Origin of the sequence: Edaphosphingomonas haloaromaticamans (assembly GCF_001853345.1) — a bacterium.
GTDB lineage: Bacteria > Pseudomonadota > Alphaproteobacteria > Sphingomonadales > Sphingomonadaceae > Sphingomonas_E > Sphingomonas_E fennica.
On sequence record NZ_MIPT01000001.1, the window covers coordinates 747,402 to 768,943 of the forward strand.

18 protein-coding genes, 2 tRNA genes and 2 pseudogenes are annotated in these 21,542 nt (G+C 66.2%); 12 read left to right on the plus strand and 10 right to left on the minus strand.

The window, feature by feature from the left end:
• Positions 1–272 precede the first annotated feature (272 nt).
• The 9 genes from BHE75_RS03430 to BHE75_RS25275 all read right to left on the minus strand — a co-directional run bounded on the left by BHE75_RS03430 (position 273) and on the right by BHE75_RS25275 (position 5,581).
• Positions 273–1,154, minus strand: coding sequence for a replication initiator protein A (locus BHE75_RS03430; RefSeq protein ID WP_070932427.1), 882 nt, complete (start codon positions 1,152–1,154; stop codon positions 273–275).
• Complete coding sequence (locus BHE75_RS03435) at positions 1,151–1,417, minus strand: helix-turn-helix transcriptional regulator (RefSeq protein ID WP_070932429.1); 267 nt, start codon at positions 1,415–1,417, stop codon at positions 1,151–1,153. Before BHE75_RS03435 ends, BHE75_RS03430 begins: the two co-directional genes overlap by 4 nt.
• Before the next feature lie 130 nt (positions 1,418–1,547).
• Entirely contained in the window at positions 1,548–2,078 is a 531-nt protein-coding gene (locus BHE75_RS03440) for a DUF2285 domain-containing protein (RefSeq protein WP_254684349.1), read from the minus strand.
• Positions 2,079–2,109: 31 nt separating this feature from the next.
• Positions 2,110–2,313, minus strand: coding sequence for a transcriptional regulator domain-containing protein (locus tag BHE75_RS23045; RefSeq protein ID WP_084652902.1), 204 nt, complete (start codon positions 2,311–2,313; stop codon positions 2,110–2,112).
• Between the two features lie 155 nt (positions 2,314–2,468).
• Entirely contained in the window at positions 2,469–2,735 is a 267-nt protein-coding gene (locus tag BHE75_RS03445; protein ID WP_070932432.1) for a DNA -binding domain-containing protein, read from the minus strand.
• A 480-nt stretch (positions 2,736–3,215) separates the two neighbouring features.
• Positions 3,216–3,440, minus strand: coding sequence for a hypothetical protein (locus BHE75_RS03450; RefSeq protein WP_139181628.1), 225 nt, complete (start codon positions 3,438–3,440; stop codon positions 3,216–3,218).
• 35 nt (positions 3,441–3,475) lie between these two features.
• Positions 3,476–4,147 carry a DNA methyltransferase gene (locus BHE75_RS03455; protein WP_070932435.1) on the minus strand — a complete coding sequence of 224 codons (672 nt, stop codon included), beginning with the start codon at positions 4,145–4,147 and terminating at the stop codon, positions 3,476–3,478.
• Positions 4,148–4,623: 476 nt separating this feature from the next.
• The gene (locus tag BHE75_RS24845) at positions 4,624–5,151 is read right to left on the minus strand and encodes a DUF736 domain-containing protein (RefSeq protein ID WP_254684350.1); all 528 of its coding nucleotides are present in this window, start codon (positions 5,149–5,151) and stop codon (positions 4,624–4,626) included.
• Positions 5,152–5,158: 7 nt separating this feature from the next.
• Positions 5,159–5,581 (minus strand): DUF6429 family protein, encoded by a 423-nt coding sequence (locus BHE75_RS25275; RefSeq protein WP_336965463.1) that lies wholly within the window; start codon positions 5,579–5,581, stop codon positions 5,159–5,161.
• Between the two features lie 82 nt (positions 5,582–5,663).
• Here BHE75_RS25275 and BHE75_RS03470 point away from each other — a divergent pair, with 82 nt between their 5' ends.
• The 4 genes and pseudogenes from BHE75_RS03470 to BHE75_RS24850 all read left to right on the plus strand — a co-directional run.
• Positions 5,664–5,966, plus strand: coding sequence for a hypothetical protein (locus BHE75_RS03470; protein WP_139181629.1), 303 nt, complete (start codon positions 5,664–5,666; stop codon positions 5,964–5,966).
• On the plus strand, positions 5,963–6,373 hold the full coding sequence (locus tag BHE75_RS03475) for a DUF1778 domain-containing protein (RefSeq protein ID WP_217494707.1): 411 nt from the start codon (positions 5,963–5,965) through the stop codon (positions 6,371–6,373). Before BHE75_RS03470 ends, BHE75_RS03475 begins: the two co-directional genes overlap by 4 nt.
• Before the next feature lie 3 nt (positions 6,374–6,376).
• Positions 6,377–6,886 carry a GNAT family N-acetyltransferase gene (locus BHE75_RS03480; protein WP_070932442.1) on the plus strand — a complete coding sequence of 170 codons (510 nt, stop codon included), beginning with the start codon at positions 6,377–6,379 and terminating at the stop codon, positions 6,884–6,886.
• Between the two features lie 45 nt (positions 6,887–6,931).
• Positions 6,932–8,008: pseudogene (locus tag BHE75_RS24850) on the plus strand (recombinase family protein); the annotation flags it as partial.
• A 576-nt stretch (positions 8,009–8,584) separates the two neighbouring features.
• Here the strand turns inward: BHE75_RS24850 and BHE75_RS03490 are convergent.
• Positions 8,585–8,671: transfer RNA gene (locus BHE75_RS03490), tRNA-Leu, on the minus strand.
• Between the two features lie 109 nt (positions 8,672–8,780).
• Here BHE75_RS03490 and BHE75_RS03495 point away from each other — a divergent pair.
• The 8 genes and pseudogenes from BHE75_RS03495 (at position 8,781) to BHE75_RS03530 (ending at position 21,502) form a co-directional block, all read left to right on the plus strand.
• Positions 8,781–9,710: a complex I NDUFA9 subunit family protein gene (locus BHE75_RS03495; protein WP_070932444.1), complete on the plus strand. Its 930-nt coding sequence runs from the start codon at positions 8,781–8,783 to the stop codon at positions 9,708–9,710.
• Positions 9,711–9,817: 107 nt separating this feature from the next.
• Entirely contained in the window at positions 9,818–10,621 is an 804-nt protein-coding gene (locus BHE75_RS03500; RefSeq protein ID WP_015459301.1) for an undecaprenyl-diphosphate phosphatase, read from the plus strand.
• A 156-nt stretch (positions 10,622–10,777) separates the two neighbouring features.
• Positions 10,778–12,235 carry an NAD(P)-dependent oxidoreductase gene (locus tag BHE75_RS03505; protein ID WP_070932446.1) on the plus strand — a complete coding sequence of 486 codons (1,458 nt, stop codon included), beginning with the start codon at positions 10,778–10,780 and terminating at the stop codon, positions 12,233–12,235.
• Between the two features lie 43 nt (positions 12,236–12,278).
• Positions 12,279–16,823, plus strand: coding sequence for a glutamate synthase large subunit (gene gltB / locus BHE75_RS03510; RefSeq protein WP_139181630.1), 4,545 nt, complete (start codon positions 12,279–12,281; stop codon positions 16,821–16,823).
• A 103-nt stretch (positions 16,824–16,926) separates the two neighbouring features.
• Positions 16,927–17,003 (plus strand) — tRNA-Arg (locus tag BHE75_RS03515).
• 161 nt (positions 17,004–17,164) lie between these two features.
• A pseudogene (locus BHE75_RS03520) lies at positions 17,165–19,449 on the plus strand (TonB-dependent receptor).
• The gene (locus BHE75_RS03525; protein ID WP_070932450.1) at positions 19,443–20,009 is read left to right on the plus strand and encodes a hypothetical protein; all 567 of its coding nucleotides are present in this window, start codon (positions 19,443–19,445) and stop codon (positions 20,007–20,009) included. The pseudogene BHE75_RS03520 and the gene BHE75_RS03525 overlap by 7 nt, the downstream one beginning before the upstream one ends.
• Entirely contained in the window at positions 20,006–21,502 is a 1,497-nt protein-coding gene (locus BHE75_RS03530) for a PepSY-associated TM helix domain-containing protein (protein ID WP_070932452.1), read from the plus strand. The genes BHE75_RS03525 and BHE75_RS03530 overlap by 4 nt, the downstream gene beginning before the upstream one ends.
• Positions 21,503–21,542: the final 40 nt, after the last annotated feature.

Genomic DNA, 21,542 nt, shown 5'->3' on the forward strand with positions numbered 1-21,542 from the left:
ACGCCGGGATTGATCGCCGCACGCAAAAGGCGTAGTAGCATAGCGTAGGGGAAACGGCGGCTTTACTGCCTGATACTTCGCGTCGTCTCGCGAATTATCCACAACGCGAAACCGCGTTAGCAAGAATACGAAGTATTCTTTACTGTTAGCATAGTTAGAAGGGAGCCGATTCCGCGAGCGATTCCAGAGGCTTGTGCGGGGGTCGGGTTTTTTATAGGCCGAGTCAGCGGTTTTTAATCGGCCGAGTCCGGCGGTTTTCAATAGGCCGAGTCTCATGGCCGGTTATCCACAGCCAGCCCCATGCGCCGCGCTGCCTTCTCGAACGGATCGGCGGGCACGGGCGCGAAGGTCAGCCGCTCGCGGCCGAACGCCCGCTCGATCGCCAGCGCGTAGCCCGGCAGGGACTGGCGGCGGACGATGCCGCGCAGCTCGAACGCGAACTGCTTCAATGGCGAGAGCGCGCCGGATTTCAGGTGAAGGTGCGAGACGTCGAAGCTCCAGCCGCCTTCCTGCTGGCCGCCATGCTTGCGCACGATCCGGTAGAGCCAGCGTTCCAGCCCGCCCGTCAGGTCGAAATAGGCCCGGTCGATGGTGAGCACGAACGTGCGGTCGACCACCCCGGCATAGAACCAGTCGGGCAGGATCAGCTCCAGCCCAAGCGGCCGGCCGTCGCCGTCGAGCCGCTCCTGCCATTCGTTGATCCACGAGAAGCGATGGCGGCGGCGCTGGTGCTGCTGGCGGATCGAGGTGGCGACCGTCGTCGATTGCAGGCGGTCGAGCGCGGCCTTCAGCCGGTCATAATGGTCTTTGCCGGTGCCCCGTCCGGTGAAGGTGAGGATTTCGTGTGGCGTGGTGGCCATCAGCCGCGAGGTCGGCAGCCCCGCGTCGCGCGCGGCGACGATCTGGCTCGCCGCCCATATCAGCACGTCGGCGTCCCAGATGGTCGCCATGCCGTGCTCGGGCACGGCCTCGACCGATATCCAGGTCGCGCCCATGCGGAAATCGATCGGCGTCACCCGCCTGCGCTTGGCGAGGCTGAAGAACGGCCAGGCCATGAGGTCCTGGGCATCGCGGGGCGCGATGTCTCCGCCGAGAGACGGAAACAGCGCGAGCTGGGCGCGCTCGCCCGAACGGGGGGCTGCGTGCGGCGTCATCGGCGGCTCTGCGTGATCGCCGCATCCCGCTGCGGCATGAGATCGTTCTGGCCGGGGTCGGACGTGGAATATTTGGTGCCGAGGTCGGCCCAGGCGCGCAGATCGTCCACCGAATAGACCACCCGTCCGCCGATCCGGCGATAGGCCGGACCGCTTCCGAAATAGCGGTGCTTCTCAAGCGTGCGGCCGGAAAGGCCGAGGAAGCGCGCCGCTTCGGGCGTCCGCAGGAAGCGGGGCGGAAGGGTGACGGGCGGTCTGGACAAGGGGCGTCTCCTGCGAAGCGGACTGGCAGGAGGCGATCATGGCGAAGTGCTCACGGCAGGGTGGGGAACGAAGATTCGTAACCGCGCCGATGTGCCCACCCCCTTGGAGGTGGTCGCGCGGCCGGCGCGATCAGCGGAAGCGCAACAGCTTGCGGTAGTCGCCCTTCATCATGGCGGTGGCGTCGCGCACCAGGCGATAAACAAAGGATCGGACGTCCGAGTTCTTGAAGTCGGACGCCGAAAGATGCGCGGCTTCGCTCTTGCCGAGCGCGATCGCGATTTCGCGATAGGTCGCCCCGCCGAGACGCAGATCGAGCGCGCGAAGCATCAGTTCGAGCCGGGCCGCCCGAATCGCGGTGAGTGGCCATCCGCGTGGCAATGGGCCAGCCCGCTTTCCAGACAGGAAGCGATGGAAGCGCAGCAAGCTGAGGATGCGCTTGAGAAAGTCCTTGTCGAGCGGGACGATCGCAGCAAGCGGCTGGCCGGGCGTCGGATCGCGTAGCCACAGCCGATGCTCGCCGGCCGCGTCTGCCACGACGATATGGCGGCCTTCGATCCCGGCCCGGTCGGCGAGCAGCGCGCCGAGCGTCAACGGGTCGATCGCCTTTGCGCCGGCATATCCTTCCGGCGCGGCGTCGAGAATTACGGTGACGGCGGTCAATTCCGGTCGCCAGATCACCGTGTTCGACAGTTCATCGGGCTGATAGGCGAAAGGATAACCCCCATCGACGGGCAAACGCCATTCGTTCGTTCGCCGCAGCGTCGCGGTTCAGACGCGCCTGGTCGGCGCGATACTGGCGGTTGCGTTGCAGGAACGCGGCGGCGAAATCGGATCGTCCCGGCGTGTCCGGCGCACGGCCGGCACGCCGCACGCGCCCTTTGGGCGTTTTCGGCATGGAATCATCCTCTCCAGCCGCTCATTGTGCGGAGTCTGGATCATCGAGGATCAGTAGAAGCGCTTTGTCCCGACAGCGCGAAGGCCGCGCCGGGCGATGCCGGCCGCGCATCGGAATCCACGGCCAAAAAAATCCATTTCGGTCCGAATGTTAACCTATTCGGTGGCGCGCGGGCCGAGCAGATATGCGTAGCCCACTTCGGTCATCCAGCGCGCGCGTGCGAGATGGCTGGCGTGCATCGCCTTCGCGCGATCGGGTTCCGCAGCGGGATCGATTCCGAAAACGAGCGCGGCTGCATCGGACCAGTCGGCGCCATCGTCGTCCGCATCAAGCAGGCGGATATAGTCGGCGAGGTGATCCTCGTCATAGGCGGTGAGCCGCGACGCGTCGGGCGCGCGATCCGCGAAATGTTTGCCGGTCATGACGCCCCCGTTCCTCCAACCCCGTTAACCTTTTAGACCGAAACGGAGACGATTCCATGCGCGCGGCGGGCATGGCTCCGCGCGTCCTCCGCAACGGTCGGCATCCGCGCGAGAAGCGGTTAGTCTGCGGTGCGCCCCCGCAAACTTGCTCCTGACCCTGATCGGGGAGTGGTAAACCGCGTTCAATCGGCCCTGTGACCTTTAGCCCGGAAGCCTGTTGCATACGTCACAGGCTCCCCGACCATGTGGTCAAGGATGGCGGCGCCGTCACGGCCGACGCCAAACCGCTAAACGTGGGGCTACCAACCCCAGGCCGCCGCGTAGCGGCCCACATCCTTCTTAGGACGGGGATGCCGTTCTGGCTACTGTCTCTTGCGAGCCGGGCGACGCCCGGCGAGCGCGCGCCATGACGGCCGAGCGGACCTTAACGCGTAGTGGCAAGCCCGGCCCCCTGCGAGCCGGGCTTGCCCGCCGACGCCTTCATTCAAGCCAGAACTGCGTCGGACTGATCGCGTAAAGACGCCTGCTGTCGTCGCCCGGACTGATCCAGTATTCGTAGGTCGTCCATCCTGGTTCGATCCCGTATTGCCTCGCTCCTTCAATGGTCTCGCCTGTATATCTGGTGCGATAGTAGGTCACCCCTTCCGGCGTGGTGATGGTCCTGGGCATCCGCTCAGGGGGGAAGGTTCTGATAATATCCGTCATGGTCTTGCCTCCGGGTTGCGGGAGAGAGGGACGGCCTATGCGGCCGCCCGGTGATGCTGCCGCGCGGCAAGCCGCTTGCTGGCGGTGTGGTAGTGGCCGTTATCCAGTTCGATGCCGGTCCAGTCGCGACCGAGCTGCTGGGCTGCCGCCAGTGTCGAGCCGCTGCCGCTGAACGGGTCCAGGACAAGCTCGCCCGGCTGCGTGAAAGCCTCGATCAACGGAGTCAGCGCCTCAACCGGCTTTTGCGTGGGGTGAAGGCGGTTGCCCGAATAGGGGAAATCCAGAACATCGGGGATAGGACGCGCGGGCCGGGCCGGGTTGCCCTTTGCGAGCAAATAAGCCTGTTCGTGCTCATAGCGGAGAAAGCGGGCCGACGACGCATAACGCTTGCGAAACACAAGATGGCCGACGACGCGGAAACCCGCCGCCTTCCATGCTTCCATGAACAAATCCACCTTGTTCCAGCCATAGAAGGAAACCGCAAAGCCGCCATCCTTCAGGACGCGGTGCATCTCGCGGAAAGCCGGACGAAGCCACCGGCCGTTATCGTCATTGGCGACCTTCCGGCCCTGGCGGTCCCGGTAGCGGGTCACATAGGGCGGATCGGTCAGAATGAAATCCACCGTGCCGCTATCGAAAGCCTGCATCACGTCGATGCAATCACCGTTGAAGATCACATTGCGGGGAGCCTGTGCCTTGCTGGTCATGTCTCAAATCCTTTGGGTCTGAAGTTCAGCGAAGCGGAATGCCGCGCCTGAACTTCTGCCCGGCGGCGAGCCAAGGGTAGCAACGGGGCAAGGGCGGCCGGGGCGGAGGGGAATCACCCGCCTGCACAAGCGAAGCGCGGAAGGTGGGGATACCGCCCCGGACGGTTCCACTTCCCTTGACCGGCGCGAGGACAACGTCCTTAGCAACGATCGCCGCTCTGGCGGCGCACGGGAAAACCTGCCCGCTTGGGCGGGCTCACTCCGCGGGCCTGTCCCGCCCTCTTTTCCGCTCACGCAAATGATAGCCGGGATACCGGCTCGGCCATCAGGCCGATCCCTGCCCGGTCAGCCCCGGCCCAGGATTTCGATCATTGCGCGGCGGGCCACCAGGGTGATCGGCGCTGGCGGATATAGCGAAGATCCGTCCGGGACCGGAAAGGGAGCGCCCCGCCATTGCTGGCGGGACGCTCTCGCGATCAGTCGACCTTCAGCTCGAACTTGCCGGTTGTCTCGGTCGAGACAAGCCGAAGATGAACGTCAGGCGCCAGGACCGGATTGAGCTTGAGTGAAGCGTAAGGCTTCTGGTCCTTGGTGGCCTTTAGCCAGCCCACACCGAATTCGATGCGCTCATCGTCGGCGGCGACGATGCGATAGTCGGGCGACTTGTCGCTTGCCTTGTCGTCGATCCGAAGGATTTCCACCTTCTCGCTGAGGCCGAAAAACCGGATTTCGCCGTGGAAGCCGCGATCGGTCGCCGTGAAGTTTCCGCAGATCATATCGTCTGTCCTTTCTTGACTCGGGACCGCGCCCTTCGCGGCCTCGTGGCGTGTCGAAGATCGGGGACAGTCGGCTGCGCATCGCTGCCCGGGGTTCCCGTCGCGCTTGCGCGGCGGGGTGGGCTTGCGGCCCAGGGACGGCCGAAGGGCAGCTTTTTTGCTTCGCGATGCAAAGCCGAAGGCGGCGGAAAAAAGTTGCCCGGCGCCGTTGCGCCGCCAGGTGGACACGATCAGATCAAGCCATGAGGGAGGCCGCGAGGGTCGGTCGGGCAGGCAGGACGGGAGACAATGATGCACCCGGCATTTCAGCGGAGCCGGCAGCGATGGCCGGGTTATGGCTTTCGCATCGGCGTGGCAGGATTCTGGGGCGAGCGAACAGCGCGTTGAACAGGCGCTCGGCCTCGGCCATGCCTTCGTCGGTCAGATGCACCGACTTAGCCTTGCGCGCCGGATCGGAGATCAGCCCGCGTTCGTGCAGTCGATCCATCGCATTCCAGTCGAAGCCTTTCCAGGCCGTGCCGGTGGTGCTGAGGTTGAGCCACAGCAGGGCAAGCACCGCCTCGTCGATTCTGTCGGTGTCGATGTCCGTCCGCGAGTCCATGTGCGGGAGGATAGCAAACCGGGATGCGCACGGCATCCGCGATCCCGCCGCGAGCACGTATCTCTGCTACGCTACGCTTCGCTTTCTCCGCCTCGCGCCGCCGTGCGCCGAATCCCGCCGCCGCCGCTACGGGTCCGACATGTGTGCGCCCGAGGGCGATTTTGCTGGATTCCCGGGAGATGCGCGGCAGCTTGAGCATATGGCACTCTCTCGCAAACGTCGCCGCCGCGCACCCCGCGGCTGGTCGCAAGGGCTGGAAGACCTGCACGACTACATGCAGCCGCAGCCGACGCGCGCGTCGGCGCGCAGGAGCGCCACCAGCACGCCGATCGTCGTCATCGACGACTGGCCCGAGCAGGTTCCCATCGGCGATGCCGAACTGCGCGTCATCGAAGGCGCTTTTCGCGAGGAACTGGACGCCCTGTTCGGGTCGCTGCCATGATGAAAATCGTCCCTGCTGCCCCCTGTTTCTACGATCGGATGATGCGGCCGGTGCGCTTCGGCGAAGTTGACTGGCACGGTATTATGCCGTACATTTTTGGTCAAAGGAGATCGGGCATGTCAGCCGTTCAGAAACGCCGGAAACCGGAGCGCGAGATCAAGCGCGAGCGGATCGAGCTGCGCGTAAGCGCCTCGGCCAAGGATTTGATTCAACAGGCGACGGCGGTCACTGGCCTGACGGCCGGCGATCTGGCCTATGAAGGCGCACGGCGCGTGCTGGACGAGCATCAACGCCTGGTGCTGTCCGGCGCAGATCGGGATGCCTTCTTCGAGGCGCTGATGAACCCCCCGGAGCCGTCCGAGCGGCTTATCGCGGCCATGCGCCGTCACCGCGATCTCGTGGGTTGACGATTGGCGATCGTCTTCGAAGCTCTCGGCAAGCACCATGATCGGTCGCGCTTTTCTTGCGGGCAGGCCGATCTGGATGGCTGGTTCCGACGACGCGCCGGTCAGGACGACCGCCGCGATGTCGCGCGCGTCTTCGTCGCCACGGATTCGGAGCTGGGCGTCGTTGGCTTCTACAGCCTGAGCGCCTTCAAGCTGGAACTGGGCGAATTGCCGGAGGAAATCGCGCGGAAGTTGCCGCGCTACGAGAGCGGTTATCCAGCGGCGCTGATCGGACGCCTTGCGCGGGACGTTCGGATGCGTGGCAAGGGCTTCGGTGAAGTGCTGGCGGTGGATGCGATACGACGCATTCTCGGCGCCGCCGAGACGCTGGCTGTGTTGGCCATCATCGTCGATGCCAAGGATGAACGCGCGGCGGCATTCTACGAGGGCCTTGGCTTTGTGCCGTTCCCGCGGCGGCCGAACCGGATGTTCCTGCTGGCGTCCTCGGCGCTGCGAGGACTGGAAAAAATGTAGTCGCGGTCGCCGCTCTGGGCCGCAGATTGATGAAAGGATGGTGTCATGGCGATTGTCGCCCCCGCCGAAACCGAGGAGCCGCCAGTCGTGGCGACCGCTCGCGCCGCGCTCTATCTGCGCGTTTCCACGCCACGCCAGGCGGACCATGACCTGTCGATCCCCGATCAGCGCCGCCAGCTTGAGGGATATTGCCTGTCAAAAAGCTGGGAAGTCGCAGCCGAGTTCGTCGAGCCGGGCGTTACCGGCACCGATGACCGTCGCCCTGCTTTCCAGGAGATGATGGACGCGGCGATGGAGAAGCCTCCAGCGTTCGACGTGGTGGTCGTGCATAGCTTCTCGCGCTTTTTCCGCGATCAGTTCCAGTTCGAGTTCTATGTCCGCAAGCTGGCGAAGAATGGTGTCCAGCTTGTCTCCATCACGCAGGTTCTCGGCGATGATCCCGCAAGCGAGATGATGCGAAAGATCATGACGCTGTTCGATGAATATCAGTCGAAGGAAACCGCCAAGCATACGCTGCGCGCCATGAACGAGAACGCGCGCCAGGGTTTCTGGAACGGCGCCCGCCCGCCGATCGGCTACCGCGTGGTCGAGGCGGAGCAACGGGGCACGAAGATCAAGAAGAAGCTGGAAATCGACCCGATCCATGCCGAGACTGTGCGCCGGATTTTCCGTCTGGCGCTGGAAGGCCCCGATGGACGCGGGCCGGTTGGGGTCATGGCGATCGCGTGTTGGCTCAACGAGAACAATATCCGCACCCGCTATGGCGGGCGCTGGGGCAAGGGCATGGTGCATCAGGTGCTCACGCGGACGACATATATCGGCCAGCACCGCTTCAACACCTATGAGGTCAAGAAGAAGCGTCACAAACCCGAGGCCGAGCACGCCATCATGGAAGTGCCGCCGATCGTCACCGTGCCCGAGTTCGAGGCCGTGCAGCGATCATTGAAGGCGCGCAGCCCGAAGATGATGCCGCCGCGCGCGGTAGGCGGATCGACGCTTCTGACGGGCATCTGCTTCTGCGCCTGCTGCGGTGCCGCGATTACGTTGCGCACGGGCACCAGCCGGAGCGGTCAGGAGTATCGTTACTATACCTGCGCCACCAAGGCCACGAAGGGAAAGACGGGCTGTCCCGGCGTCTCGCTCCCGATGGACCGGCTGAACGAGGCGGTGATCGAGCATCTGGAAAAGCGCCTGCTCGATCCCGTACGGCTCGGAGTGATGATGGACCAGCTTATCGACCGGCGGGAAGAATGGGTGACTGAGCGCCGCCAGCATGTCGCCGAGATGGAACGGCGGGCGACGGAGGCGGATACCAAGCTCTCGCGGCTCTATGAGGCGATCGAGAATGGACTGGTCGATATGGGCGATCCATCGCTCAAGGGACGCATCGCGGAGCTGACCGCCATCCGCGACCAGGCCAGAGGGGATGCCGAGCGCGCGGTTGCGCATATTGAGCGGATCAGCCCGGAGATCACGGTCGAGAGCCTTCACGCCTTCGCGCTGGCCGCCAAGCATAAGCTGCGCCATGACGACGGTTCCTATGCCCGAAATCATGTGCGGGCCGTGGCTCAGCGGGTCGAGGTCCATAGCAAGACGGACGTGCGAATCCTCGGCACGCGCACCGAATTGCTGCGGACCCTCACCGCCGCCTCTGGCGTAGAGGCGGCGGTGCTAGGGACTCGGGCTTTTGGACCGAAATGGTGCCCAGAAGAGGACTCGAACCTCCACGACCTTGCGATCGCCAGCACCTGAAGCTGGTGCGTCTACCAATTCCGCCATCTGGGCACGGGGTAGGCGGCGGCCTTTAGGGGAGGCTGTCGGTGCTTGTCAACAGCCGCCATGGGCGGCATTGCGGTTGCGAACGAAATTTTTTCCAAAACTCGGGAATCGGGACATGACTGCACTTGTTACCCTGTTCGGCGGCGCCGGCTTTCTCGGCCGTTATGTCGCGCAGGAATTGCTGAAGGCCGGCGCCCGCGTGCTCCTGGCGGAGCGTGATCCCAAGCGGGCTTTCTTCATCAAGCCGCTGGGCGGGCTGGGGCAGACGCAGTTCGCCGCCGCCGATATCACCCGCGCCGAGAGCGTCGCGCGCGCGGTCCAGGGATCGGATGCGGTGATCAATCTCGTCGGCATCCTGAAGGGCGATTTCGAGGCCGTGCACATCGGCGGCGCGCGCAACGTGGCGGAGGCCGCGCGCGATGCGGGCGTGGGCGCGCTGGTGCATGTCTCCGCGATCGGCGCCGACGCGGATGCCGAATCCCGTTACGCGCGGAGCAAGGGCCAGGGCGAGGCGGCGGTGCGCGCTGTTTTCCCGCAGGCGACCGTCCTGCGCCCGTCGATCATCTTCGGGCCGGATGATCATTTCGTGAACCGATTCGCCCAGATGGCGCGCATGCCGGTGCTGCCGGTGATTCGCGGCGGCGTGAAGCTGCAGCCGGTGTTCGTCGCCGATGTCGCCCGCGCGATCGCGGCGGCGGCGCTCGATCCCGCGCGCTTCGCCGGCCGCACCTTCGAGCTGGGCGGCCCGGAAACGCTCTCCATGGCCGATCTCAACGCCTGGATCGCCAAGGCGGCGGGCCGCGATCCCGCGATCCTGTCGATCCCCGATGGCGCGGCCCGGCTGATGGCGCGGCTCGGCGGCTGGGCGCCCGGCGCGCCGATCACCTGGGACCAGTGGCTGATGCTGCAGAAGGATAATGTCGCCGCCGGCGGCGCGGAGGGCTTCGAGGCGTTCGGCATCAAGCCGGCCCCGCTGGAAGCCGTCGCCCCCGGCTGGCTGGTCCAGTATCGTCGCCACGGCCGCTTCGCCAAGCAGCCGGCCTGATCGGGCAGGGGCGGGGCTTCGGCCGCGCCCCGCCCTGCTTTTCACCCGCATTCCCCCATCGCGGCTGTCGCCACGGCGGCCCGCCCGGCCGAAAGACGCCCCCGCTGATGCTTCCCGCGCTGATCGTCGTCATCCTCCTCGGCATCGTCGAGGGGGTCACGGAATTCCTCCCGGTCTCCTCCACCGGCCACCTCATCCTTGCCGGCGAGCTGCTGGGCTTCAACTCGGCCGCCGCCGGCACGTTCGAGATCGTCATCCAGCTCGGCGCGATCCTGGCGGTGATCGTGCTCTACTGGCGGCGCTTCTGGGATGTGCTGGCGGGCCTCGTCCGCGGCGACGCGCGCGCCATCGCCTTCGCCCGCAACATCGCGCTCGGCTTCCTGCCGTCCGCCGTGATCGGGCTGATGGTCTACAAGGTCGTGAAGGCGATGCTGGAGACGCCGGTGATCGTGGCGGTCGCGCTGATCGTCGGCGGTGTCGCCATCCTCGTCATCGAGCGGCTGGTGCGCGCGCCTTCCACCCACAGCGTGGAGGAGATGGGGTGGAAGACGGCGCTGGGCATCGGCTTCGTCCAGTGCCTGTCGATGATCCCCGGCGTCAGCCGCTCGGGCGCCACGATCATGGGCGCGCTGGGCCTGGGTGTGGAGCGCCGGACGGCCGCCGAGTTCAGCTTCTTCCTCGCCGTGCCCACGATGCTCGCCGCCTCGGGCTACGATCTCTACAAGAGCGGCGGCGCGCTCGGCAGCGACGACTGGCTGGCGATCGCAGTGGGCTTCGTCGTCTCCTTCATCGTCGCTCTCGTGGTGATCCGCTGGTTCATCGGCATTGTCAGCAAATATGGTTTCGCGCCCTTCGCCTGGTACCGGATCGTCGCCGGCGGCATCGCCCTGGTCTGGCTGCTGGTGAGATAAGGCCGATACGGACCTTGTTTGAAGGCTCTCTTGACGTGATGTCGCCCGGGACGAACGGAATGTCGAAATAATAGGTCATCAACACTAACCTATATCGCAAATTCGACGTGACTCCGCCCTTTCGATGAGTCATGGGCCGTTCGAGGAGAACGGTTCATGGCGGATAACCCCATGCTCAAGTTCGTCCGGGTGGGGCAGGATTATCCGGCCAAGCGCCCGGCGGGAGAGCGCAGCGCGGATTTCGGCGAGATCGCGCGCAAATATGAGATGGTGAAGGCGGAGGAGCAGGCGTCGCGTTGCTCGCAATGCGGCGTGCCTTATTGCTCCACGCATTGCCCGCTCCACAATCACATCCCCGATTGGCTGCGGCTGACGGCGGAAGGCCGGCTGCGCGAAGCCTATGAGCTGTCGAACGCCACCTCCACCATGCCGGAGATTTGCGGCCGCATCTGCCCGCAGGATCGGCTGTGCGAGGGCAATTGCGTCATCGAATTTTCGGGCCATGGCGCCGTCACCATCGGATCGGTGGAAAAATTCATCACCGACACCGCCTGGGCGGAAGGCTGGGTGGAGCCGATCCGGCCGCTTCCCGATCGCGGCCAGTCGGTCGGCATCATCGGTGCCGGCCCGGCGGGCCTTACGGCGGCGGAGCTGCTGCGCGCGCGCGGTTATGAGGTCCATGTCTACGATCGGCACGATCGCGCCGGCGGCCTGCTTACCTACGGCATCCCCGGCTTCAAGCTGGAAAAGCCGGTGGTGATGCGCCGCGTCGCCCGGCTGGTCGAAGCCGGCATCCGTTTCCACATGGGGTTCGAGGTCGGCCGCGATGCGGGCATGGCCGAGCTGCGCGAGCGCCACGATGCCCTGCTGATCGCCACCGGCGTCTACAAGCCGCGCGCCATCAAGGCGCCGGGCGTGGGATCGGACGGCGTGGTCGACGCGCTCGATTATCTCATCGCCTCCAACCGCAAGAGCTTCGGCGATGAAGTCCCGGCGTTCGAGGATGGCAGCCTGAACGCCGCCGGCCGCAACGTCGTCGTCATCGGCGGCGGCGATACGGCGATGGATTGCGTGCGCACGGCGATCCGCCAGGGCGCGAAGTCGGTGAAGTGCCTCTACCGCCGCGACCGGGCGAACATGCCCGGTTCGCAGCGCGAAGTCGCCAATGCCGAGGAGGAAGGCGTCGAGTTCGTCTGGCTCTCCGCGCCCGAAGCGTTCGAGGCGGACGGGGAGGGCGGCCGCGTCTCGGCCGTCCGCGCGACGAAGATGCGCCTCGGCCAGCCGGACGCCTCGGGCCGCCGCGCGCCGGAGCCGGACCCCGGCAGCGAATTCCGGCTGGAGGCGGACCTCGTCGTCAAGGCGCTGGGCTTCGATCCGGAGGATCTGCCCAGGGCGTTCGGCGTGGACGAGCTTTCCGTCACCCGCTGGGGCACGCTGCGCGTCGATCACAAGACGATGCAGACCAGCCTGGAAGGCGTGTTCGCCGCCGGCGATATCGTTCGCGGTGCCAGCCTCGTGGTCTGGGCGATCCGCGACGGCCGCGACGTGGCCGACCGGATGCACGCTTTCCTGAAGGCGAAGGCCGGCGCGGCGCGCGAGAAGGTGGCCGCCTGAACCGGCGGGCCGAGCCAGATGATACCCCTGAGGGGATGAGATGATGACGACCTACGACCAGCCGAACCCCGTCCTCGATGCCGAGCGCGCGCGCCTCGCCGCCGACGGCATGTATCACCCTGACATGGAAGGCGATGCCTGCGGCGTCGGCCTGGTCGCGGCGACGGACGGCAAGGCCTCCCGCCGCGTCGTCACGGCTGCGATCGATGCGTTGAAGGCAGTGTGGCATCGCGGCGCCGTCGATGCGGACGGCAAGACGGGCGATGGCGCCGGCATCCATGTCGACCTGCCGGTGCGCTTCTTCGACGATGCGATCGAGGCTTCGGGCCACCGCCCGCTGCCCAACCGGCTCGCCGTCGGCATGATCTTCCTGCCGCGCACCGATCTCGCCGCGCAGGAAACCTGCCGCACCATCGTCGAATCCGAGATCATCGATTTCGGCTACACCATCTATGGCTGGCGGCAGGTGCCGGTCGACGTGTCGGTGATCGGCGAAAAGGCGCAGGCCACCCGGCCGGAGATCGAGCAGATCATGATCGCCGGCCCGCTGCCGGAGGAGATGGACGAGGCGGAGTTCGAAAAGAAGCTCTACCTCATCCGCCGCCGCATCGAACGCAAGGTGATCGAGGCGCAGATCCAGGGCTTCTACGCCTGCTCGCTGTCGTGCCGCTCGATCGTCTATAAGGGTCTGTTCCTGGCGGAGGAGCTTTCGGTCTTCTACCCGGACCTCAAGGACGAGCGCTTCGTCAGCCGCGTCGCGATCTTCCACCAGCGTTATTCCACCAACACCTTCCCGCAATGGTGGCTGGCCCAGCCGTTCCGCAACCTCGCCCATAATGGCGAGATCAACACGATCCGCGGCAACAAGAACTGGATGAAGAGCCACGAGATCAAGATGGCCTCGCTGGCCTTCGGCGAATATTCGGAGGAGATCAAGCCGCTGATCCCGGCGGGCGCCTCCGATACCGCCGCGCTCGACGCCGTGTTCGAGGCGATCTGCCGTTCGGGCCGCGACGCGCCGACCGCCAAGCTGATGCTGGTGCCCGAAGCCTGGCAGGAAGCGGATATCCCGCAGCCCCATGCCGACATGTATTCCTATCTCGCCTCGGTGATGGAGCCGTGGGACGGCCCGGCCGCGCTGGCGATGACGGATGGCCGCTGGGCCGTGGCGGGCGTCGACCGCAACGCGCTCCGCCCGCTGCGCACCACGCAGACGGCGGACAATCTGCTGATCGTGGGATCGGAAACCGGCATGGTCGTCGTGCCCGAAAGCTCGATCGTGCGGAAGGGGCGGATGGGGCCCGGCCAGATGATCGCGATCGATCTGGAAGAAGGCAGGCTCTACGACGACCGCGCGATCAAGGATCGTATCGCGGCCGAACAGCCCTATGGCGAATGGGTCCGCAATTTCCTGTCGATCGATGATCTGCCCGAAGCCGCCGATGCGCGGCCCGTCTATGATCGCGCGGAATTGACCCGCCGCCAGGTCGCCGCCGGCCAGACGCTGGAGGATATGGAGCTGATCCTGGCGCCCCAGGTGGAGGACGCCAAGGAAGCGATCGGATCGATGGGCGACGATACGCCGCTGGCCGTCATCTCGGACAAGCCGCGGCTCGTCAGCCACTTCTTCCGCCAGAATTTCAGCCAGGTCACCAACCCGCCGATCGATTCCCTGCGCGAAACGCAGGTGATGTCGCTCAAGACGCGGTTCGGCAACCTTGCCAACATCCTCGATGTCGAGGCGCAGCAGGGCAATGTGCTGGTGCTGGATTCGCCCGTGCTCAGCTGTTCCGACTGGGCGCGGCTGAAGGGCCATTTCGGCCGCCACGCGGCGGAGATCGATTGCACCTATCCGGTCGATGGCGGGCCGGATTCGCTCCGCCAGGCGATCGCCCATGTCCGCGCCGAGGCGGAGAAGGCCGTGCGCGAGGGCCGGACCGAGCTGTTCCTCACCGATGAGAATGTCGGGCCGGATCGCATTGCGATCGCGATGGTGCTGGCCGCCGCCGCCGTCCACACCCATCTCGTCCGCAAGGGGCTGCGCTCCTACGCGTCGATCAACGTGCGCTCGGCCGAATGCCTCGACACCCATTATTTCGCGGTGCTGATCGGCGTCGGCGCGACCACGGTGAACGCCTATCTGGCCGAGGCGGCGATCGCCGATCGCCATGCGCGCGGCCTGTTCGGCGATCTTTCGCTGGAGGATTGCCTGAAGCGGCAGCGCAAGGCGATCGACGACGGCCTGCTCAAGATCATGTCGAAGATGGGGATCGCCGTGATCTCCAGCTATCGCGGCGGCTACAATTTCGAGGCTGTCGGCCTCTCCCGCGCGCTGGTCAACGATCTTTTCCCCGGCATGCCGGCCAAGATCTCGGGCGAAGGCTATGCCTCGCTCCAGCTCTCGGCGAAGCTGCGCCACGACGCGGCCTTCGACGAAGCCGTCACCACGCTGCCGATCGGTGGCTTCTACCGCCAGCGCAACGGCGGGGAGGCGCACGCTTATTCCGCCCAGCTGATGCACCTGCTGCAGACGGCGGTCGCGACCGACAGCTATTCCACCTATCTGCAATTCGCGCGCGGCGTGAAGGATATGCCGCCCGTCTATCTGCGCGATCTGCTGGAGTTCAACTGGGCGCGCGAGGCGATCCCGATCGATTCGGTCGAGGCGATAACCGAGATCCGCAAGCGCTTCGTCACCCCCGGCATGTCGCTCGGCGCGCTGTCGCCCGAAGCGCATGAGACGCTGGCGATCGCGATGAACCGGATCGGCGCGAAGGCGGTGTCGGGCGAGGGCGGCGAGGACAAGTCTCGCTACACGCCCTATGAGAATGGCGACAACGCCAACTCGGTCATCAAGCAGATCGCCTCGGGCCGCTTCGGCGTGACGGCGGAATATCTGAACGCGGCCGAGGAGATCGAGATCAAGGTCGCCCAGGGCGCCAAGCCCGGCGAGGGCGGCCAGCTTCCCGGCTTCAAGGTGACCGCGCAGATCGCCAAGCTGCGCCACTCGACGCCGGGCGTCACGCTCATCTCGCCGCCGCCGCACCACGACATCTATTCCATCGAGGATCTGGCCCAGCTCATCTACGATCTGAAGCAGATCAACCCGCGCGCGCGGGTCTGCGTGAAACTGGTCAGCCAGGCGGGCATCGGCACGGTCGCGGCCGGCGTCGCCAAGGCGCATGCGGACGTGATCCTCGTCTCGGGCCATGTCGGCGGCACCGGCGCGTCTCCGCAGACCTCGGTGAAGTTCGCGGGCACGCCCTGGGAAATGGGGCTGACCGAGGCGAACCAGGTGCTCACCCTCAACGGCCTGCGCCATAGGGTGAAGCTGCGCACCGACGGCGGGCTCAAGACCGGGCGGGATATCGTGATCGCCGCGATCCTGGGGGCCGAAGAATTCGGCATCGGCACGCTCAGCCTGGTGGCGATGGGCTGCATCATGGTCCGCCAGTGCCATTCGAACACCTGCCCGGTCGGCGTCTGCACGCAGGACGAGGCGCTGCGGAAGAAGTTCGTCGGATCCCCGGAAAAGGTCATCAACCTGATGACCTTCATCGCCGAGGAAGTGCGCGAGATTCTCGCCAAGCTGGGCGTCCGCTCGCTCGACGAGGTGATCGGCCGCACCGAGCTGCTCCGCCAGGTCAGCCGCGGTGCCGAGCATCTCGACGATCTCGATCTGAACCCGGTGCTGGCCAAGGTGGATGCGGACGACGACAAGCGCCGCTTCAACANCCCCACCTTCCGCAACGAGGTGCCGGACAGCCTCGACGCGCAGATGATCGCGGACGCGAAGGCCGTGTTCGAGCGCGGTGAAAAGATGCAGCTCACCTATACGGTGCGCAACACGCACCGCGCGGTCGGCACGCGCTTCTCGTCGGAAATCGTCCGCCGCTTCGGCATGGAGAAGCTCGCCGACGGCCACGTCCATGTCCGCCTGCGCGGATCGGCCGGCCAGTCGCTCGGCGCCTTCGCGGCCAAGGGGCTGACGCTCGAAGTGTTCGGCGACGCCAACGACTATGTCGGCAAGGGGCTTTCGGGGGCGATCATCACCGTGCGGCCTACCGTCTCCTCGCCGCTGGAAAGCCGGTCGAACACGATCCTCGGCAACACCGTGCTCTACGGCGCCACCTCGGGCCGCCTCTATGCGGCCGGCCAGGCGGGCGAGCGCTTCGCCGTCCGCAATTCGGGCGCGACCGTGGTGGTCGAAGGCTGCGGCGCCAACGGCTGCGAATATATGACCGGCGGCACCGCCGTGATCCTCGGCCGCGTCGGCCAGAATTTCGGCGCGGGGATGACGGGCGGCATGGCCTTCGTGCTGGATGAGCATGGCGACTTCGCGTCGCGGGCGAACCCGGAAAGCATCGTCTGGCAGCGGCTGGCCTCCACTTATTGGGAAACCCGCCTCAAGGCCCTGATCGCCGAGCATGCGGTGGCGACGGACAGCAAATGGTCCAACATCATCCTCGATGATTGGGATCGCTGGCGCGGCCATTTCTGGCAGGTCTGCCCGAAGGAGATGGTCTCCCGCCTCGAACATCCGCTCAGCGATGCCGAGGCGGAAGCCGCCGCAGTCGCCGCGGAATAAGGACCGTCCGGGCCAGCCGTGGCGCGATCGTTCACCCGGTCGCGCCACAGACGGTTTCGCGCGGCCGCGAAACCGGTTATGGCCACGCCCGGATTGCTCCAGCGGCCCCGTAGCTCAACTGGATAGAGCACCTGCCTTCTAAGCAGGATGTTGCGTGTTCGAGTCACGCCGGGGTCGCCATTTCCATCATAACATGTCGATGACACCTCGCCGCGAGGGCATGGGAGGCGTGCGACGGCGCCGGATCGCCGATATGCAGGGCGTCCCGATTCCGGCCACTAATTGCGATTGACTTGCGTTAGCTTCCGGATATGGACCGCCCTGAGTGAACAGGGGGATCCATGAGCCGGTTTTTCGCACTGCTTTCCAGCGTTGCCATCGTCGCGTTTGCCGCACCCGCCTGGGCCGATACGGCTCCGGCGGTGGACGAGGAGGCGACGACGCCGGGCGAGATCATCGTCACCGGCGAAAAGAGCACGCGCACGTTGCAGCAGACGCCGACCAGCATCGCCGTCGTCACGCCCGAGCGGATCGAGAAGGAAGCCCTGATCACGATCCAGGACGTCTACAACCGCACGGCCAATCTTTCCGAAACCTATGGCGCGGCCGGCTTCACGATTCGCGGCGTCAGCAACACCGGCGTTGGCGCGGGCGGGCAGGCGGATGCCGCCAGCGTCTATGTCGATGGCGCGCCGATTCCGCACTGGGCGCTCTATGGCGGCCCCACCGACATGTGGGACGTCCAGCAGGTCGAGGTGCTGCGCGGTCCCAATCGACGATTCAGGGCCTCAATGCGCTGGCGGGCGGCATCGTCATCACCAGCAAGGACCCCTCCCTCGTCAACTGGACGGGCGATGCCCGCGTGCTGTGGACGGAACATGATGACCGCACCTTTTCAGGCGCGGTGGGCGGCCCGATCATCGAGGACGAACTCGGCGTGCGCCTTTCGGCCGAGCGGCGCGCCGATCGCGGCCTGATCCGCAACGTGACGCGCGGCGGCTATGACGATGAGTTGAAGGCGCTGAACCTGCGCGGCAAGATCAAGTGGACGCCCGCCGCGATCCCGGGGCTGGAGGCTGTCGCCAGCTACAACCGCGTGCGGCGCGACGGCGGCTATCTCTACGAATATTCCCGCACCGACGTGCCGGATTATTACGATCACCGCATCTCGACCGGCGATCAGCCCAGCCGCGGCAAGATCGACAGCGATATCGCGGTGTTCAACCTCAGCTACCCGCTGGCCGACAAGCTGAAGCTGTCCAGCGTGACCTCGTGGAACCGGTCCAAGGTCCATTCGGTCATCGATACCGATGGCACGCCGGCGGACCTCCAGACCATCGACAACCGCTATCTCTACAAGACGCTGACGCAGGAACTGCGCCTCAACTATGATAGCGATACGCTGAGCGGCCTGCTCGGCGCCTGGTATTATCGCCGCACCGGCAGCATCCACCAGAACAGCCGCATCAATATCGAAACGCCGACCGCGACGATCGCCGGGCTGCTGCAGGCCAACGGCGCCACGCCGGCGCAGGCGCAGTTCATCAGCAACGCCTATGCCGCCCAGCTTCCGGTGATCCCCGTGGCCTATAATGGGGATCAGCCCGAAAAGGTGGAGACGATGGCGCTGTTCGGCGACGCGCGCCTGAAGGTCACGGATCGGCTCACGCTGATCGGCGGTTTCCGCTTCGATCATGAACGCAACCGCTATGCGGCGGAAACGGTGGCGACGTTCAACGGCACCCTGCCGGACCCGAACTTCATGGGCGCGCCTTATGCGGGCATCATCTCGCTGATCAACCAGGGCGTGCTGGGCCTCGTGTCCGATGCTTCCTCGCCGCTGGCGTCCAACAGCCGCACCTTCAACGCCTTCCTGCCCAAGGCCGGCATCAGCATGGACTGGACGCCGGATCTCACCACCGCCTTCACCGTCCAGCGCGCCTATCGCTCCGGCGGGTCGAGCCAGAATCCGGCCCGGGCCGAGCTGGTGCCCTACGATCCCGAATATAGCTGGAACTATGAAGGCTCGCTCAGGTCCAAATGGCTTGACGGGCGGCTCGTCCTCAACGCCAACATCTTCTACATGACGTGGAAGGACCAGCAGGTGACCGCCTATTTCGGGCAGAACGCCTATGACTATAACACGGTGAACGCGGCCGGATCGCACCTCTACGGGTTCGAGGTGGAAGCCAATGCCAAGGTCGCGCGGGGCGTGGATGTCTATGCCTCGGTCGGCCATGTCCGCACAAAGTTCGACGATTTCGATCTTCCGCAGGGCGCCACCAGCACCGTCGATCTCAAGGGCACCCAATTCCCCTATGCGCCGCGCTGGACGCTATCGGGCGGGGTGAACGCGGAATTCGGCGGCGGCTTCACCGCCAACCTCAACGCCAATTATCGCACCTCGGTCTTCACCGGCGTGGGCCAGGATCAGGCGCAATACAAGGTTTCGGGCCGCACGGTCGTGAACGGCCGGATCGGATATGAGACGGACCGCTGGTCGCTGTTCCTGTTCGCGCGCAACCTCTTCAACGAAAAATACAAGCAATATGAATATGCGGCGATCCACCAGGCGATCCTGGGCGACCCGCAGACCTTCGGCGTGGGCGCGGGCGTCCATTGGTGATCGCGGCGGCCAGCCTCGCGCTGCTGGCAGGCGGCGCGCTCGGCGCCTCCCTGCTCCGCCGGTCCTGGCAGCGGCGTGACAGATCGGCGATCGGCCTGATTGCCGGCGGCTGGGGCGTGCTGGCCGGTCTCGCGCTGGCATCGGCCGTGCTGATCGGCCCGATCAAGGGGCTGGCGCTGGCACTCGCGCTGGAAGGCATCGGCGCGCTGATGGTCGTCTGGTCCGGCCGGGTGCGCCGCAAGGCGGCACGCCTGCGCGAAGGCGAAGTCGCGCCCGAGCCCCTGGAGGAGCAGGGCCGCTTCTGGCGCGGCGTGCTGCGCGCCCTGCTGGCCGGGCCGCTGGGCATGACGGCGGCGATGGGCATCGCCTTCTGCATCACCGTCTATCTGCCGGGCGATCCGCGCACGCGGATCGTGCTCGGCGGCATGATGATGCCCGTGCTCTGGGGGCTGGCGATGACGTGGACGCTCGCCGATCACCGCCTGTTGCGCGCCACCGCCGTTCTGGCCGGCACCAGCATCGTCGGCTTCGGCCTCGCGGCTCTGGGAGGGGCAGCATGAACGATATGAAAGCCCGGAACAGCCGCAGCCGGCAATGGCGCTGGCCGATCTCGCCGGAAACGGTGCGCGCGGTACTCAGCAGCCACTCGGTCCTCGGCCTCGCCTTCGCGGGCATAATCTATCTGGTCTGCCTGACCGGTACGATCGCGGTCTTCGCGCCCGATCTGGAACGCTGGGAAATCCCGGCCGCGCCCGTCATCTCCTCGCTCTCCGATACGGCGGCGGCGCGGGCGATCGCCGAGGGGGCAAGGCACGCGCCGGCCGATGCCACGCTCTATCTCAGCCTGCCCACGCCCGCGCGCGACGGGGCGACGCTGGTTGCCTATAGCCCCACCTTCGAACGGAAATGGGCCGTGGCCGCCGACGGCGCGCTCGCCGATATGGAAGCGATCTGGACGGAATTCCTGATCCACCTCCACGTCAACCTGCATCTGCCGCGCAGCTGGGGCGAATTCATCGTCGGGCTGACCGGGGTGGCGCTGCTGTCGTCGCTCGTCTCCGGCATATTGGCCCATCCGCGCATCGTGCGCGATGCCTTCCACCTGCGGCTCGGCGGATCGCGCCGCCTGCAGGAGGCCGATCTCCACAATCGGCTCGGCGTCTGGGCGCTGCCCTTCCATTTCGCGCTGGCGCTGACCGGCGCGCTGCTCGGGCTCAGCACCGTCATCGTCGCGGCGCTCTCGCTGCTGCTTTACCGGGGCGACATGGGCAAGGTCTACGAACTGTTCCTCGATCCGCCGCCGCCCGTCGATGCGCGCGCCGTGCCCATGCCCGATATCGTCGCGCTAATCGCCGATGCCCGCGCCCGCGCGCCCGGCGCCGCGCCGCAAAGCCTGATGGTCGAACGGCCCGGCCGGGCGGATATGCGCATCTCGGTGGATGGCGGCCGGCCGCGCCTGCTCGTCTCGCAGGATGAAACCCGGTTCGATGCGCGCGGGGCCATGGTCCATGACGNGCATCCCCAGGATATCGTCACCGGCACCCGCCTGCTCGGCGGCATCGGCCAGATCCATTTCGGCTGGTTCGGCGGCCTGCCCGTGCGGCTGGCTTATGGCCTGCTCGGCCTCGCCCTTTGCGTCGTCACCTCGACCGGCGTGACGATCTGGCTCGCCCGCCGCCGCGATCGGGGCCGGCCGGCGCCGCGATGGGAACGCATCTGGGCCACCGTCTGCTGGGGCCAGCCCGCCATTCTCGCACTGACGGCACTGCTCGCCTTGTTGACCCCCACGGCACCTTTGCCGGCAGCGTGGCTGGGCCTGACGATCCTGTCGATCCTCGCCGCCGCGCTGGCCGGCACCATATCGGCGGACCGGCTCTCCCGGGGCTGGCGCTGGGCGCTCGGGATCCTGCTGTTGGCGCTCGCCTTGCTCCACGGCGTCCCCCTGCTGGGGAAAGGCGCGCCCTTGCTGATAGATGCGCTGTTGCTGGCCGGCGGACTGGGGCTGCTGGCCTCGCTGCTTCGCGGGCAAAAAGCGCGGGCCGTCGCCATCTAGCGGGGATGGGGAGCGCCGCCGCCCTCCATCCCCATGATGC